General features: G+C 68.0%; 12 protein-coding genes. 7 read left to right on the plus strand and 5 right to left on the minus strand.

The window, feature by feature from the left end:
- Positions 1–35: 35 nt before the first annotated feature.
- The 4 genes from Q9235_RS15135 (at position 36) to Q9235_RS15150 (ending at position 4777) form a co-directional block, all read left to right on the plus strand.
- Positions 36–1478, plus strand: coding sequence for a serine protease family protein (locus Q9235_RS15135; protein WP_306222590.1), 1443 nt, complete (start codon positions 36–38; stop codon positions 1476–1478).
- Between the two features lie 129 nt (positions 1479–1607).
- Complete coding sequence (locus Q9235_RS15140) at positions 1608–2600, plus strand: tripartite tricarboxylate transporter substrate binding protein (RefSeq protein WP_306222591.1); 993 nt, start codon at positions 1608–1610, stop codon at positions 2598–2600.
- Between the two features lie 166 nt (positions 2601–2766).
- Positions 2767–3258 (plus strand): tripartite tricarboxylate transporter TctB family protein, encoded by a 492-nt coding sequence (locus Q9235_RS15145; protein WP_306222592.1) that lies wholly within the window; start codon positions 2767–2769, stop codon positions 3256–3258.
- Positions 3259–3271: 13 nt separating this feature from the next.
- Positions 3272–4777 (plus strand): tripartite tricarboxylate transporter permease, encoded by a 1506-nt coding sequence (locus Q9235_RS15150; protein WP_306222593.1) that lies wholly within the window; start codon positions 3272–3274, stop codon positions 4775–4777.
- 14 nt (positions 4778–4791) lie between these two features.
- Here Q9235_RS15150 and Q9235_RS15155 read toward each other — a convergent pair whose 3' ends face one another.
- On the minus strand, positions 4792–5538 hold the full coding sequence (locus Q9235_RS15155) for an enoyl-CoA hydratase-related protein (RefSeq protein ID WP_306222594.1): 747 nt from the start codon (positions 5536–5538) through the stop codon (positions 4792–4794).
- 187 nt (positions 5539–5725) lie between these two features.
- Between Q9235_RS15155 and Q9235_RS15160 the strand changes: the two genes are divergently transcribed.
- Positions 5726–7798, plus strand: coding sequence for a 3-hydroxyacyl-CoA dehydrogenase NAD-binding domain-containing protein (locus Q9235_RS15160; RefSeq protein ID WP_306222595.1), 2073 nt, complete (start codon positions 5726–5728; stop codon positions 7796–7798).
- Between the two features lie 75 nt (positions 7799–7873).
- Positions 7874–8929, plus strand: a complete 1056-nt coding sequence (locus Q9235_RS15165) for a DUF808 domain-containing protein (protein ID WP_306222596.1) — start codon at positions 7874–7876, stop codon at positions 8927–8929.
- 6 nt (positions 8930–8935) lie between these two features.
- Here Q9235_RS15165 and Q9235_RS15170 read toward each other — a convergent pair whose 3' ends face one another.
- From Q9235_RS15170 to Q9235_RS15180, 3 genes are all read right to left on the minus strand, one after another.
- Positions 8936–9628 (minus strand): nitroreductase, encoded by a 693-nt coding sequence (locus Q9235_RS15170; protein WP_306222597.1) that lies wholly within the window; start codon positions 9626–9628, stop codon positions 8936–8938.
- A gap of 69 nt (positions 9629–9697) precedes the next feature.
- Positions 9698–11083 carry an FAD-binding oxidoreductase gene (locus Q9235_RS15175; RefSeq protein WP_306222598.1) on the minus strand — a complete coding sequence of 462 codons (1386 nt, stop codon included), beginning with the start codon at positions 11081–11083 and terminating at the stop codon, positions 9698–9700.
- A gap of 19 nt (positions 11084–11102) precedes the next feature.
- A complete protein-coding gene (locus tag Q9235_RS15180) occupies positions 11103–12812 on the minus strand; it encodes a lysine--tRNA ligase (RefSeq protein ID WP_306222599.1) in 1710 nt (569 codons plus the stop codon).
- A gap of 216 nt (positions 12813–13028) precedes the next feature.
- Between Q9235_RS15180 and Q9235_RS15185 the strand changes: the two genes are divergently transcribed.
- Complete coding sequence (locus Q9235_RS15185) at positions 13029–14180, plus strand: amidohydrolase (protein ID WP_306222600.1); 1152 nt, start codon at positions 13029–13031, stop codon at positions 14178–14180.
- 158 nt (positions 14181–14338) lie between these two features.
- Here the strand turns inward: Q9235_RS15185 and Q9235_RS15190 are convergent, their stop codons facing one another.
- Positions 14339–15166 carry a transporter substrate-binding domain-containing protein gene (locus tag Q9235_RS15190; protein ID WP_306222601.1) on the minus strand — a complete coding sequence of 276 codons (828 nt, stop codon included), beginning with the start codon at positions 15164–15166 and terminating at the stop codon, positions 14339–14341.
- Positions 15167–15176 lie beyond the last annotated feature (10 nt).

A 15176-nucleotide genomic window follows, 5' to 3' on the forward strand; every position in this document is an offset into this window, starting at 1 on the left:
TGCAGCCATTTCGCCCGTTCTCGAGGACGAGACCCATGCCGCGCGCCCCTTTCCACCCGCTGCGAATCACGTTGCTTCGCAGCGTGACGCTCTCGCTCGCGCTGCTGTCGGCGCCGCTTGTCTCTGCGCAGGCGCCCGCGCCGGGCCCTTCACCCCAGATGGCGGCGGCGCAGGCGGGTTTCGAGGCGCTGCCCGAAGCCGAGCGCAAGGCGATCCAGAACGACCTGATCTGGGCCGGGCAGTTCAACGGTGCGGTGTCGGGTTCCTATGGGCCGCTGACCTTCCGGGCGATCAACGCCTTCAAGGGCGCGCGGGGCCCGGCCGACGGGCTGCTGCCGCCGGCCGAGCGGGCGGCGCTTGCCAGGGCGGCGCAGGCGGCGCGCGATACGGCCGGGTTCAAGGTGCTGGCCGACGACAAGAGCGGCGTGCAGATCGGCATTCCCATGAAGCTCCTGCCGAAGCGCGAGGCGCTGCCTGCCGGCGGCAGCCGCTGGCAGAGCGCCGACCAGAAGGTCACGCTCGACACCTCGACCACGCCGCCCGGCGGCGAGGACCTCGCGGCGATCTACGAGAAGGCGATCGCGGTCAATCCGAACAGCCCGCGCAAGATCACCTACAAGCTGCTGCGACCGGATTTCTTCGTCGTCACCGGCGAGACGCCGACCGGGCGCTTCTACCGCCGGCTCTCGGCCGGGCCGCAGGGCCTGCGCGGCTTCTCGATCGGCTATGACAAGGCGCTGGCGCCGACCGTCGACAAGCTGGTCATCGCGATCGCCGCGAGCTTCGAGCCCTTCCCGACCGGGGCGGTTCCGGCCCAGCCTTCGGCGGTCGCTGGCGCCGCTACCACTCCGTCCTCGGGACTGTCGTCGCTGCTTGCGCCTGCCGCGCGCAGCAATGAGCGCTATGGCGTTGCCCTGGCGCTGAACGAGCGGGTGGCCTTGAGCGCTGGGGCTGCGGTCGATAACTGCCGCAGCCTGCGCGTCGGCAATCGCAACGCGAAGCTGCGCCTGAAGGACGATGCCAGCGGGCTTGCCTTGCTCGACCTGGAAGGCGCGGGCGCATCGAAACCGCCGGGCCTGCGCAGCGAGGCGGCGAACGCCTCCGACGCGCTAGTGCTGGTGGCCTACGGCAACGATGGCGGTAAGCGGGCTGCCGTCGCATTGCCCGGGCTGGGCGTGCAGGCCGGCGGCAAGCTGGCGCTCAGTGCGCCGCTCCAGCCGGGGCAGGCGGGTGCGCCGGCCTTCGACCGGCAGGGCCGGCTCGTCGGGGTTGTCACCGACAACCCTTCCGACAAGGTCCTGATCGCCGGCGTCGCGCCGCAGCGCAGCTATGCCTTCGCCGACACGGCCGCGATCCAGGCTATGCTCGGCAAGGCGGGAGTGTCGTTGCCGGCGGCAGCGGCGGGCACGGAGCTCAGCACCGGTGCGGTGGTCGAGCGGGTTTCCGGCGCGGTCCAGCCGATCGTCTGCGGGCTGTAGCCTCGGCCAAAATGAGAGGTTGTCACTGGCCGTGTGATCGGCTCAGATGACATCCGTCGGATCAAGGGAGCCCCGTCGCTGACGAGGAGCGCCCGGACACTAAATCGATTTAACGGGAGGAATTGGGGAATGAGCGATTTCATCGACAGGCGAACTGTGCTCAAGGGCGCGGCCGCGGCCGGCGCGAGCCTGATCGCGGCGCCCGCCATAGCGCAGGCGAACTATCCCTCGCGGCCGATCACCATGGTCTGCCCGTGGGGTGCCGGTGGCGGCACGGACGCGACCGCGCGCATCGTCGCACAGCTTCTGGAGAAGGACCTCGGCCAGCCGGTCAACGTGGTCAACCGCACGGGTGGCTCGGGCGTGGTCGGTCATTCGGCCATCGCGACGGCGGCGCCGGACGGCTACAATATCGGCATGCTGACGGTCGAGATCGCCATGATGCATCATCAGGGCCTGACCGACCTGAAATCGACGAGCTATACCTCGCTCGCGCTGATGAACGAGGACCCCCCGGGCGTGCAGGTCTCGACCGCCGGCCCCTACAAGGACATCAAGGCGCTGGCCGACGCGATCAAGGCCGCCCCTCCCGGCAAGCTCAAGGCCTCTGGCACCGGCCAGGGTGGCATCTGGCATCTCGCCCTGATCGGCTGGCTCGTCGCCATGGGCCTGAAGCCCGATCACGTCGCCTGGGTGCCGTCGAACGGCGCGGCGCCCGGCATGCAGGATCTGGCGGCCGGCGGCATCGATATCGTGACCTGCTCGGTACCGGAAGCGCGCGCCATGATCGATGCGGGCAAGGCCAAGTCGCTGGCGATCATGGCGAGCGCGCGCAACCCGCAGTTCAAGGACGTGCCGACGCTCAACGAAACGCTCGGCATCAACTACTCGATCGGCGCCTGGCGCGGCATCGGGGCGCCGAAGGGCCTGCCGCCCGAGATCGCGGCGAAGCTCACGGCGTCGCTGAAGAAGGCCTTCGACTCGAAGGACTATCAGGACTTCATGAATGCGCGCGGCTTCGGCATGAAGTTCGCGGACGGGAAGGGCTTCGCCGACTTCATGGCGGCTAGCGACACCTCCATGGCCTCCGCCATGAAGGCAGCAGGCCTCGCCAAGGGCTGAACGGCCGGACACGCTGAGCGCCGGGAGCAACAGCAGCATCGTAGATGCTGCTGTTCTTTGCTGGGCATCGACTTCTCCGAGAACCGGATTCCACTTCTCGGGTCGATGCCGAAGCTCCCGGCGTTTTCGTCTCGTCATGATCTGATCGTCCAGGGAGGTTGCGCCCTTGCAACTATCCGACCGCATTACCGGTTCAGCGCTCGCCGCGCTTGGAGCCGTCGCTTTCTTCTACGGCTCGAAATTGCCGCCGGTGCCCGGCCAGCAGGTCGGCCCCTCCGCCTTTCCGATGGTCGTCGGGGCCGGGCTCGTCATCTGCGGCAGCTTGATCGTTTTCGGGATCGGCCGCCATTTCGAGGAGGTCGCCGAGGCTGACGTGGTCAGCCACGCGACGCCGGAAGAGCTCGTGCCGTTGCCGGCCTGGCGCAACTGGCTGGCGCTGCTGCCGCCGGCCTTGCTTGCCTTTTACGCGATGGCTTCGGAGACGCTGGGCTTCCTGCCGACGACGGCGATCATGGTGCTGCTGTGCAGTCTCGCCTTCGGCGCGAAGCCGAAACTCGCCGTGCCGCTCGCGATCATTGCGCCCTTCATTATCAACCTGATCTTCCTGAAGCTGCTGCGGGTGCCGCTGCCCGGCGGCATCCTGCCGTTCCCCTGGTGAGCGAGGCCTGACGATGGATACCGTCATCAAGGCCTTCGGGCTGGTTTTCCAATTCGACGTGATGATCGCCATCGTGGCGTCGGCCTTCTACGGGCTGACCGTCGGCGCGCTGCCCGGCCTTTCCGCGACCATGGCGACGGCGCTGCTCGTGCCGGTCACCTTCTATCTCTCGCCGATCGCGGCGATCGCGACGATCATCACCGCATCCGCCATGGCGATCTTCTCCGGTGATATTCCGGGCTGTTTGCTGCGCATTCCCGGCACGCCGGCCTCGGCCGCCTATACCGACGAGGCCTATGCGATGACCCGCAAGGGCCAGGCGGAGACGGCGCTCGGCATCTGCCTGTGGTTCTCGGCGCTGGGCGGCATTGCCGGCACGCTCTCGCTGATGCTGATCGCACCACTCTTGGCCGAGATGGCCTTGTCCTTCTCGACCTACGAGAATTTCTGGCTCGCGATGCTCGGCCTGATGTGCTCGACGCTGGTGGCGCGCTCCTCGCCGATCAAGGCGATCGCGGCGATGCTGCTCGGCCTCCTCATCACCTGCATCGGCATCGACAATCCCGGCGGCGTCCCGCGGTTCACCTTCGGATCGACCAATCTCCTGGGCGGCATCGAGGTCATCCCGGCGCTGGTCGGCGTCTTCGCGCTGGCGGAGGTGATGCGTTCGCTGACCGAGCGGGATCCGCCCAAGATCGAAAACCGCAAGCTCGGCTCGATCCTGAAGGGGCAGTGGAAGCTCACCAAGGAATATCCGAAGCAGCAGACGCGCGGGAACATCGTCGGCATCATCATCGGCGTGCTGCCCGGAGCCGGCGCCGACATGGCGGCCTGGGTCAGCTATGCCATGGCCAAGCGCTTCTCGAAGACGCCGGAGAAGTTCGGCACCGGCCATCCGGAAGGGCTGATCGAGGCCGGTGCCTCCAACAACGCCTCGCTCGCCTCGGGCTGGGTGCCGGCGCTGCTCTTCGGCATCCCCGGCGACACGATCACCGCGATCGCGATCGGCGTGCTCTACATGAAGGGGCTGAATCCGGGGCCGACGCTGTTCACCAGTCAGGCCGAGAGCATGTACGCGCTCTACATCATCTTCATCCTCGGCAACATCATCATGATCCCCTTCGGCATCATCATGATCCGGCTGGCGAGCAAGGTGGTCGGCGCGCCGCGCTCGGCGGTGATGCCGGTGATCATGATCTTCTGCGCGGTCGGCGCCTTCGCGACAGCGGGCAACAACCTGTTCGCGGTCTGGTGCGTCGCCTTCTTCGGCGTGTTCGGCTTCGTGATGGAGAAGAACGGCTATCCCGTCGCGGCGATGGTGCTCGGCATCGTCATGGGCACGATGGTGGAACAGAACTTCGTGACCTCGCTGATCAAGTCGGACGGCTCGGTGCTGCCCTTCTTCGACCGGCCGGTCTCGTCGGTTCTGGCGGCGATGACCTTCGCGGCGCTGCTCTGGCCGGTCTTCTCCTGGACGCGCGACTGGCTGAAGGGCCGCAGGCGGGTGGCGGCGGCCTGAGGGGCCGCCACGCTTCACTTCTTCAGGAAGGCCATGAAGGCGGCCATGGCCTCCGGCGATTTCAGGCGCTCGCCGAAATGGCGGGCCTCGGTCGCAATGGTCTCAGCCACGGCCTGGGCCGAGCCGCGCTTCAGCAACATCTTGGTCAGGGCGAGCGATTCCGGCGGCAGCGCGGCAAGCGCCTTCGCCTTGGCGAGACCGGCTTCCAGCGCGGTGCCGTCCTCGGTGACGGCGTTGACGAGGCCGGCTGCGGCCGCCGTCTCGGCATTGAAGGCCTCGCCCAGCATCAGTAGTTCCGCCGCCTTCTTCGAGCCGGCGACCAGCGGCAGCAGATAGCTCGATCCGCCTTCGGGGCAGAGGCCGAGCGTCACGAAGGGCAGGCGGAAGGTAGCCGAGCGGGCCGCGAAGGCGAGGTCGCAATGCAGCAGCATCGTCGTGCCGATCCCGACCGCGAAGCCCTCGACCGCCGCGACGATCGGCTTTTTCGCCGTCGAGATCGCCTCGAGGAAATCGATGGCGACGCGGGTGCCCTCGCCGGCCGCGACGGCGATGGCGAAATCCTTGATGTCGTTGCCGCTGGTGAAGGTGCCGCCGGCGCCGGTCAGCAGGATGGCGCGCACGGAGGCATCAGTCTCGGCGGCGGCGATCGCGGCGATCAGCCCGGCATAGCTCGCGCGGTCGAGCGCGTTCTTGCGGTCGGGCCGGTTCATGGTGACCTGCACCACGCCGGCCGCGACGGTTTCGCTCAGCACTTCGCTCATCGGTCCGCTCCTGATTGTGCAGCCGGGATGGCATGGGCCTTCTGCGAGGGTCAAGCGAGGCCGGATGCGCCTTTCGTCGCCGCCCGGCGCTTGACATCGCGCGGCCCGGATTCTCCCTTGCCTGCCCAGACGCCTTCGCTGCCTCGGCTTGCGAGTCGGGCGCAAGACAGGGATTGCGGAGACGTCGATGACGAAGGTTCAGCTTGAGGTTCGCGGCAAGGTCGCGATCGCCACCATCGACAACCCGCCAGTGAATGCGCTGGGCGCGGCCGTGCGCGAGGGGTTGGCGAGTGCCATCAAGGCAGCCAATGCCGATGCCGCCGTCGCTGCGATCGTCATCGCCTCCGCCGGCAAGGCCTTCATCGCCGGCGCCGATATCAGCGAATTCGGCAAGCCGCCGGCCCCGCCGAGCCTGCCGGATGTGCTCGACGCGATCGAGAATTCGCCAAAGCCGGTCGTCGCGGCGATCCAGGGCGTGGCGCTGGGCGGCGGACTGGAGGTCGCGCTCGCCTGCCATGGCCGCGTCGCGCTGGCGGCTGCCAGGCTCGGCCTGCCCGAGATCAAGCTCGGACTCATTCCTGGTGCCGGCGGCACGCAGCGCCTGCCGCGCCTGATCGGGGCGGCCAAGGCCTTTCCGATGATGCTCTCGGGCGAGCCGATCTCGGCTGGCAAAGCGCTCGAATACGGGCTCGTCGACGAGGTCGTCTCCAGCGATATCGTCGCTGCCGCGAGCCGGCTGGCCGAGGCGCTGGCGGCGGAAGGGCGCCGCCCGGTCACGAGCGCAGCGACCGGCGAACTGACCGAGGCCGACCGCGAGGCTTTCGAGGCGCAGGCCAAGGATGCCGTGAAGAAAGCCGAGGGCATGCCGAACGTCGCGGCGCTGGTCGAGGCCATCAGCGCGAACTTTACGCTGCCTTTCACCGAGGGCGCGGCCGTCGAGCGCAGGCTCTTCCTGTCGCTGCTCGTCGACGAGCGCTCGAAGGCGCTGCGCCATGTCTTCTTCGCCGAGCGCGAGGTCGCCAAGGTGCCGGGCATCGGGCCGGAGGTAAAGCCGCGCGAGATCGCCAGTGCTGCCGTGATCGGCGCCGGCACGATGGGCGGCGGCATCGCGATGTGCTTCGCCAATGCCGGTATCCCGGTAACGCTGATCGAGACTGCGCAGGCTGCGCTCGACAACGGCGTCAACCGCATTGGCGCGATCTATGACATCTCGGTGTCGCGGGGATCGTTGACGCCGGAGGCGAAGGCCGGGCGCATGGCGCTGATCAAGCCGGCGGTCGGGCTCGCGGCTGCGGCCGGCGCGGATATCGTCGTCGAGGCCGCCTTCGAGGAGATGGGCGTCAAGCAGCAGATCTTCGGCGAGCTCGACAAGGTGGCGAAGCCCGGCGCGATCCTCGCCAGCAACACCTCCTATCTCGACGTGCCCACGATCGCGGCGGCGACGAAGCGTCCGCAGGACGTGATCGGCATGCATTTCTTCAGCCCGGCCAATGTCATGAAGCTCCTGGAGATCGTCCGGCCGAAGGGCTCGGCCGACGATGCGATCGCAACCGCCGTCGTGCTCGGCCGCAAGCTCGGCAAGGTGCCGGTGGTGGTCGGCAACGGCTTCGGCTTCGTCGGCAATCGCATGCTGGAGCAGCGCACCCGCGCCGCCGAGCGCCTGTTGGTCGCCGGCGCCCTGCCGCATGAGGTCGATGCGGCGCTGGTCGGCTTCGGCTTCAAGATGGGCCCCTTCGCCATGGCCGATCTCGCCGGGAACGATATCGGCTGGCGCTCGCGCAAGGCGCGCGGGCTGAAGGCCGCCGTGGCCGATGCGATCTGCGAGGCCGGCTGGTTCGGCCAGAAGACCGGGCGCGGCTATTACATCTATCCGCAAGGCGCGCGCGCCGGGCAGCGCTGCCCCGAGGTCGAGGCGCTGATCGCCCGCATCTCCGCAGAGCAGGGCGTGACGCGGCGTTCATTCACGCAGGAAGAAATCCTCGCCCGCCTGCTCGACCCGATGGTGAACGAGGGCGCGCGCATCCTGGAAGAGGGAATCGCGGCGCGGCCGGGCGACATCGATATCGTCTGGATCAACGGCTATAACTGGCCAGCCTGGCGCGGCGGGCCGATGTTCTGGGCCGACAGCGTCGGGCTCGACGTCATCGTGAAGCGGCTGGAAGCCTTGGCGGCGGAGATCGGCGACAAGGCGCTGGAGCCGGCGCCGCTGCTCAGGCGCCTGGCGTCCGAGGGCAGGGGTTTCGCCAGCCTGAAGGGGTGAGGCGGCGCACTGTCATTGCGGTGAGCCAAAAGCGCTCTATCCTCGCCTGATCGACAACCATCCGAGGAGAGCCGCTTGGCTTCGGGGCTGTTTGCGCTGCTGGACGACGTCGCCGGCATCGCCAAGATCGCGGCGTCCTCGGTCGACGATGTCGTGGCGCAGGCCGGCAAGGCCGGAGCGAAAGCTGCCGGCGTCGTCATCGACGATGCCGCGGTGACGCCGCGCTATGCCGTCGGCTTCGCGGCGGCGCGCGAGTTACCGATCATCTGGCGGATCGCGATGGGCTCGCTGCGCAACAAGCTGCTCATCCTGTTGCCGGGCGCGCTCGTGCTGGCGCTGATCGCGCCCTGGGCGATCACGCCGCTCTTGATGGCGGGCGGTGTCTTTCTTTGCTTCGAGGGTGCCGAGAAGCTGCTGGAACTGGTGATGCCGCATGGCGCCCATGGCGACAGCAAGGCCGGCGAGGCGACCGGCGATCCGGCGGCGCTCGAACAGCAGAAGATCGCCGGTGCGGTGAAAACGGATTTCATCCTCTCGGCCGAGATCATGGCGATCACGCTCGCCGGCGTTTCCGACCAGTCCTTCTGGATGAAGGCGTCCGTGCTCGCCATCGTCGGCATCGGCATTACCGTGGTGGTCTACGGCGTCGTGGCGCTGATCGTGAAGGCCGACGATGCAGGCATGGCGCTCGCCGCCAACCAGCGGCCGGCGGCGAGCCTGCTCGGGTTGAGGCGGCCGGACGCCGGAAAGGCGGGGGCATTCGATCGCGCGCTGTCCTGGCTGACGCAGCCCTTCGGACGCGGCCTCGTCGTCGCCATGCCGCATTTCCTCAACCTGCTCGGCGTGGTCGGCACGGCCGCGATGCTCTGGGTCGGCGGCGGCATCATCATCCATGGGCTGGAAGAATATGGCCTCAAGGGTCTCGGCCATGGCGTGCAGGATCTCGCTGCCGCGGCCGGACGCGCGCTGCCGGCGGCTCTCGCCGGCGCCGGGGAGTGGCTGGCCGGAGCGGGGCTTGCGGCCGTGTTCGGAGTGATCGTCGGCGGCCTCACCATCGTCGCGATGCGCTGGCTGGTCGGGCCTCTGATCAGGCTGTTCCGGAGGGATGCAGCGGCGCAGACGCGCGCCTGACGTCGCTTAATCCAGCCAGGTGGTGAAGCCCTCGACCGGCTCGCGCTCGGGTACGAGGCGATTGGCCGGCGCATCGGGATCGGCCTTGCCGATGGCGATGCCGCAGACCACGACCTCGTCCTCGGGAATCGCGAGCTCGCGCCGGACGATCGGGTGGAACTGCGCGAAGATCGCCTGCGGGCAGGAATCGAGGCCATGGCCCTGCGCGGCGATCAGCAGGGTCTGGATGAACATGCCGAGATCGAGCCAGGAGCCGATCTCCAGGTCGCGGTCGATGGTCAGCATCAGCGCGACCGGCGCATCGAAGAAGCGCAGGTTCGCAGCGGTCTGACGCTTCATGCCCTCGGTATCACCCCTGACCACGCCGAGCAGGCTGTAGAGATCCCAGCCCACCTTGCGGCGGCGGGCTAGATAGGGCTCGCGGAACTGGGCGGGATAGTAGCGGTACTCTTCCACGCCCGGCCGCTCGCCGGCTTCGACAGCAGCGAGCAGCGCGGCTTCGAGACGCGCGCGCGTCTGCGGGCCGATCACCCTGAGCTTCCAGGGCTGCATATTGGTGCCGGAAGGCGCCTGCGCGGCAAGATCGATCAGGCGGTGGACGAGGGCGGGCTCGACCGGGTCGGGCCGGAAGGCGCGGATGGCGCGGCGCGCGCGGATCGCACGCTCGATGGCTTGGTCAGGCGTCATCTCGTCGATCATGCTCCGCGTCTCCGCGATGCGGAAGTCTGGCAGAGCCGATGGCGCTGCGCCATAGCCGATCGCCAGCGCTCAAGCCGGCAGGATGCGCCCGCGATTGAGGATGTTGCCGGGGTCGAGCGTCCGCTTCAGCGTCGTCATCAGCGCGAGTTCGGCATCCGAGCGGCTCATGCCGAGATAGGGCCGCTTCAGCACGCCGACGCCATGTTCGGCCGAGATGCTGCCCTGCTTTTCCCGGACCAATTCGTAGACGATCTCGGCGAAGCCGGAGAGGTCGCCGGTCTCGTCGTGCAGCGAGAGATGCAGGTTGCTGTCGGCGAGATGGCCGAAGACGATCGGGAAGGCGGTATGGCTGCGGGCCTTGACCCGCTGGCGCAGCAGCGCGACGGCATCGGCCATGGCGCCCAAGGGAATGCTGACGTCGAAATGAACGCCCGGCGGCAGGTCGCGATAGAACTCGTAATTCGCCTCGCGATAGGCCCAGAAGCGCTGCCGGTCGCGGCCGGACTGCGCGATCAGGGCATCGTCCAGCAGGCCTTCCTCCGCCAGCTCGGCAAGAGCTTCGGCGAAGACCTCCTCGCCCGTGCTGCCCGGGCCCATCGCGGCCTCGATGACGAGAACGAGTTCGGGCTCTCCGGCAAAGGGAACGGGCAGGCCGCCCTGTTCGGTCGCGGCCTTCATGTATTCCGACCACATCGCCTCGAAGGCGAGCAGGCCGCCGCCGAGCCGGGCTTCGAGACGGTTGAGCGCCGCGAGTGCATTGGCGACGCTGCCGGCGGCGCAGAGCGCGGTCTGCGTGCCGGTCACCGCCGGCTGGAGCGCTAGCAGCACGCGGGTGACGACGCCGAGCGTGCCCTCGCTGCCGATGAAGAGCTGTGTCCAGTCATAGCCGGCATTGTTCTTCACCACCTTCTTGAGGTGGCTGACGATGCGTCCGTCGGCCATCACCGCCTCAAGCCCGAGCACGTTGCGGCGGGTCATGCCGTAGCGCAGCACCTGCACGCCGCCGGCGTTGGTGGCGACATTGCCGCCGATGGTGCAGGTCCCGCGCGCGCCGAGATCGACGCCATAGAGGAAGCCGGCAGCCGCCGCCTTCTCCTGCACGACAGCGAGCGGCGTGCCGGCGAGCACGGTCATCGTCCGCGTCACCGGATCGATCTCCTCGACGCCGGTCATCCTTTCGAGCGAGAGCGCGATCTCGCCGGCTTGCGGCGCGGCGCCGCCGGTGAGGCCCGTCATACCACCCTGAACGACGACGGGGAGTGCATGCCGAGAGCAGATCGCCAGCACTGCGGCGACCTCCTCGGTCGTCCGCGGCATGACGAGGAGGGCGGGCAGGCCCTCTTCGGTCTTGGAGGCATCCTTGCGGTTGCGGGCGGGGATCGCCTCGCCATTGCGCAGGCCACTGGCCCCGACCACATCCGCCAGCGCCGCAAGCGCATCGTCGGGAATGGTCATGGCAGGCTCCGTCGGCTCGTCAGTCGGCTTTGCGCGCCGCGAGGAAGGCGGCATGTTCTTTGACCAGATCGCCGGCCAGCGCCTTGGCGATCAGGGCGCGGGTGTTGGGCAGGCCGTAGATCGCCGCGAAGGAGCCGAAGCGCGGGCCCTGATCCTCGCCGAACATCACCTGATAGATCGCCTTCCACCAGTCGCCGGAGACACCCGGCCGTTCCGGCGTCGCGTTCTTGGCGGTGAGGTTCTGGTAGCGGGGAATCGCGCGGGCGACGTCGAGCGCCGTGTCCTGCACCATCTCGGGCGTCGGATCGGCCGGCAGGGCGGCCAAGGCGGCGTCGAGCTTGGAAAAGGCGTCGCGCTCGACCTCGTCGGCCGGGCGGTAGCTTTTCGCCGGCTTCACGAAGTCGCGGAAATAGGCGATGGCGTAGCCGACCAGCGCATCGAGGCGCGGATGCGTCTCGGGCGACATGCCTGGCGCATAGCGCTGGAGGAAGCCCCAGAGCACCGCCTTGTCCTCGGAATTCGCGACGGCGACGAGGTTCATCAGCAGGCCGAAGGTGACCTGCGTCCTGACCGCATTGTCGCCTTCGCCCGAGGCGATGACCTCAGGCGCCGGCGGGTTGCCGGCGTGGATGTGCCATACCGGGTTGCCGAGGCGGTTCTTCCAGTCCTGCTTCTCGTAGCCGCCGAGGAACTGAAGGTACTCGTCGACCGCGCGCGGGATCACGTCGAAATGGAGCTTCTTGGCCTCGCGCGGGCGCTGGAACATGTAGAGTGCCAGGCTCTCCGGCGGGCCATAGGTCAGCCATTCCTCGATCGTCAGGCCGTTGCCCTTCGACTTCGAGATCTTCTGGCCCTGCTCGTCGAGGAAGAGTTCGTAGTTGAAGCCTTCCGGCGGGGTGCCGTCGAGCGCACGCGCGATCTGCGAGGAAACCTTGACCGAGTCGATCAGGTCCTTGCCGGCCATCTCGTAATCGACGCCGAGCGCGACCCAGCGCATCGCCCAGTCCGGCTTCCACTGCAGCTTCACATGGCCGCCGGTGACCGGGGAGACGAAGCGCTCCTTCGTCTCGGGATCGGTCCAGGCGATGGTGCCGGCCTCGACATCGACCTCGTCGATCGGCACCTGCATCACGATGCGGGTCTTCGGGTGGATCGGCAGGAAGGGCGAATAGGTCGCGGCCCGCTCCTCGCGCAAAGTCGGCAGCATGATCTTCATCATGGCGTCGTAGCGGGCGAGCATCTTGAGCAGCGTGGCGTCGAACTCGCCGGCGCGGTACGAGTCGGTCGAGGACTTGAACTCGTAATCGAAGCCGAAGCTGTCGAGGAAGGCGCAGAGCCGCGCATTGTTGTGGCGGCCGAACGAGTCATGCGTGCCGAACGGGTCCGGCACCTCGGTCAAGGGCTTGCCGAGATTGGCGGCGAGCAATTCCTTGTTCGGCACGTTGTCCGGCACCTTGCGCAGGCCGTCCAGGTCGTCGGAGAAGGCGACGAGCCGGGTCGGGATGGTGTTCCCGGTCAGCACCTGGAAGGCGTGGCGGACCATCGAGGTGCGCGCGACTTCGCCGAAAGTGCCGATATGCGGCAGGCCCGAGGGGCCGTAGCCGGTCTCGAAGATCACCGATTTCTTGCCGGATTTCTCGATGCGGGCCACGAGCTTGCGCGCCTCCTCGAACGGCCAGGCGGCCGAACGCTGGGCGGCGTCAACGAGGGCTGCGTCGAAGGCGGGCATGAGGGGCGGTGTCCTCTCCTGAGTGAGAAAGCGATATCGCTTATGCGAAGAAGGGCTTTCGCAGATTGCGAAGGCCGCCGTCAATGCGAGAAGGCGCCTGAAATGCGGCAAACGAGGGTGCGGCCCTCGCGCAAAGCGCCTTGCCGGCTTGCTGTGGCGGTATAGGTTCGCATTCGTCTTTTTTCAGTTCGACCATGCCTTTGAAAGGATGCCGCCTTGGACCGCGACCTGCTCGACAAGCTGACCGCCTGGCGACGACATCTCCACGCCCATCCCGAACTCGGGCGCGAGGAGAAGATGACCAGCGCCTTCGTGCAGGAGAAGCTCACCGAGCTCGGCGTGCCCTTCGTCGCCAATGTCGGCGGCTACGGCGTGGTGGCGACGCTGACGAAGGGGGCGTCCGAGCGCACGGTCGGCCTGCGCGCCGACATGGACGCGCTGCCGATCCAGGAGGTCAACGATCTCCCCTACAAGTCGAAGACGGCGAATGTAATGCATGCCTGCGGCCATGACGGCCACACCACCTCGCTGCTCGGTGCGGCGGCGCTGCTCAAGGCCGATGACGGCTGGAGCGGCACGGTCCAGTTCGTCTTCCAGCCTGCGGAAGAGGGCACGGGCGGCGCGCTCGCGATGCTCGCGGACGGCGTGCTGGAGCGCTTCCCGATGGAGCGCGTCTTCGCGTTGCATAATTGGCCGGGGCTGGAGGCCGGCACCGTCGCGGTGCATCGCGGGCCGGTGATGTCGGAGGCCGGGCGCTTCAAGATCACGCTCACCGGCAAGGCCGGCCACGCGGCCCTGCCCGAGCAGACCCACGATCCGATCGTGGCGATGGGGCATCTCATCGTCGCCCTGCAGACGATCGTCTCGCGCAATGTCGACCCGATGGAATCGGCGGTGGTCTCGATCGGCCAGGTGCATGGCGGGCTCGCCTCCAACCAGATTCCGACCAATGTCTTTATCGAAGGCACCTTCCGGACCTTCGTGCCGGCCGTGCGCGACCGTCTGCTGGCGCGCCTCCAGGGCATCGCCGAGAACATCGCGGCGACCTTCGAGATGACGGCGGCGGTCGAATTCAACTATGGCGTCGCCACGATCAATACGGCTCCGGAGGAGGACATGGCCGCCGCTGCCGGCGAGGCCGCGGGTTTGCCCGTCCGGCGCGACATGAAGGCGAGCACGACCGGCGAGGATTTCGCCTATTTCCTGGAGAAGCGCCCGGGCTGCTACATCTGGATGGGCAACGGCCCGGTGGTGGAAGGCGGCGTCCTGCACAACGATCGCTACAACTTCAATGACGCGATCCTGCCTGCCGCTTCCGGTTGGTTTGCTGCGGTGGCGAAGCAGGCCCTGGCCAGCAACGCGCCGTGAGATTGGGTTGCCTTGTCATTCCGGGGCTTCGCGCAGCGAAGAACCCGGAAACCACGACTGGGTGAGCGGCCGGCAACCGGGTATCAGATGTTCCACCCCGTCGTGGGTTCCGGGTTCGCGCCTGCGGCGCACCCCGGAATGACAAAGGTATGGCTCGGTCAGTAAGGGCTGACCGGGAAGAAGCGTAGATAGAGGCGGGCGTAAGTCCCGTCGTCCCAGAGGCCCTGCAGCGCGTAATCGATGGCGCGCTTCAGGGCGGGGTCGTCCTTGCGCAGCAGGAAGGCGACGCCCTCGCCGAAATAGCGGCTTTCCAGATAGGGACCGCCGGAGAAGGCGAACTCGCCGCCGCTGCCGCCGAGCGCCAGGGACAACGCCACGCCGTCGCCGAAGACATATTCCGCCTCGCCGCTGCGGAGCGCTGCCACCGCGGCGTTGAGATTGGCACTCTCGCGGCGCTGAACGAAAGGCATGAGCTGTTCGAGGAAGGCCTGGTGGGCTGTGCCGGAAACGACCGCGACGCGTCGCCCCTGCAGGGCCGTTCCGTCGAGCGTCGCGCGGGCGTTGCCGCGCGTGGTCATGAAGCGGGCGGGCGCACGGAAATAGAGATGGCTCGCGGCGAAGCGCTCGCGCAGGGCCGGAGTCAGGTTCATCGCCGCCGCAAGCACATCACCGCGGCCTTCGGCCAGCGAGTCGGCCAGCGTATCGAAGCGGCGCGGCTGGATCGTGCAGGTCCAGGCCAGCTTGTCGCAGACGGCACGGGCGAGCTCGACCGAGAAGCCGGTCAGCGCGCCGTCCGGCCCGGCGAAATGAAAGGGCGGATAGTCGTCATCGGCGAGAAAGCGCACGACGCGCGGCGGGCCGGGCTCCGGCCGGTCGAGCCGGATGCGCTGGTCCCAGAGATTGGGAATGGCGATGCGCGGCGGCTCCTGCGCCAGGGCCGTGGCGGCGGTGAGAAGCGAGACGGCGAGGACGAGCGCGCGAAGCATCGCACCTATG

It is taken from the genome of Bosea beijingensis (genome assembly GCF_030758975.1).
In the GTDB taxonomy this organism is placed as follows: Bacteria; Pseudomonadota; Alphaproteobacteria; order Rhizobiales; family Beijerinckiaceae; genus Allobosea; species Allobosea beijingensis.

Excerpts from the sequence above, each read along its gene's own strand:
- Q9235_RS15135 (WP_306222590.1), top strand. The coding sequence starts at position 36 with ATGCCGCGCGCCCCTTTCCACCCGCTGCGAATCACGTTGCTTCGCAGC.
- Q9235_RS15140 (WP_306222591.1), top strand. The coding sequence starts at position 1,608 with ATGAGCGATTTCATCGACAGGCGAACTGTGCTCAAGGGCGCGGCCGCG.
- Q9235_RS15150 (WP_306222593.1), top strand. The coding sequence starts at position 3,272 with ATGGATACCGTCATCAAGGCCTTCGGGCTGGTTTTCCAATTCGACGTG.
- Q9235_RS15155 (WP_306222594.1), bottom strand. The coding sequence starts at position 5,538 with ATGAGCGAAGTGCTGAGCGAAACCGTCGCGGCCGGCGTGGTGCAGGTC.
- Q9235_RS15160 (WP_306222595.1), top strand. The coding sequence starts at position 5,726 with ATGACGAAGGTTCAGCTTGAGGTTCGCGGCAAGGTCGCGATCGCCACC.
- Q9235_RS15170 (WP_306222597.1), bottom strand. The coding sequence starts at position 9,628 with ATGATCGACGAGATGACGCCTGACCAAGCCATCGAGCGTGCGATCCGC.
- Q9235_RS15175 (WP_306222598.1), bottom strand. The coding sequence starts at position 11,083 with ATGACCATTCCCGACGATGCGCTTGCGGCGCTGGCGGATGTGGTCGGG.
- Q9235_RS15180 (WP_306222599.1), bottom strand. The coding sequence starts at position 12,812 with ATGCCCGCCTTCGACGCAGCCCTCGTTGACGCCGCCCAGCGTTCGGCC.
- Q9235_RS15190 (WP_306222601.1), bottom strand. The coding sequence starts at position 15,166 with ATGCTTCGCGCGCTCGTCCTCGCCGTCTCGCTTCTCACCGCCGCCACG.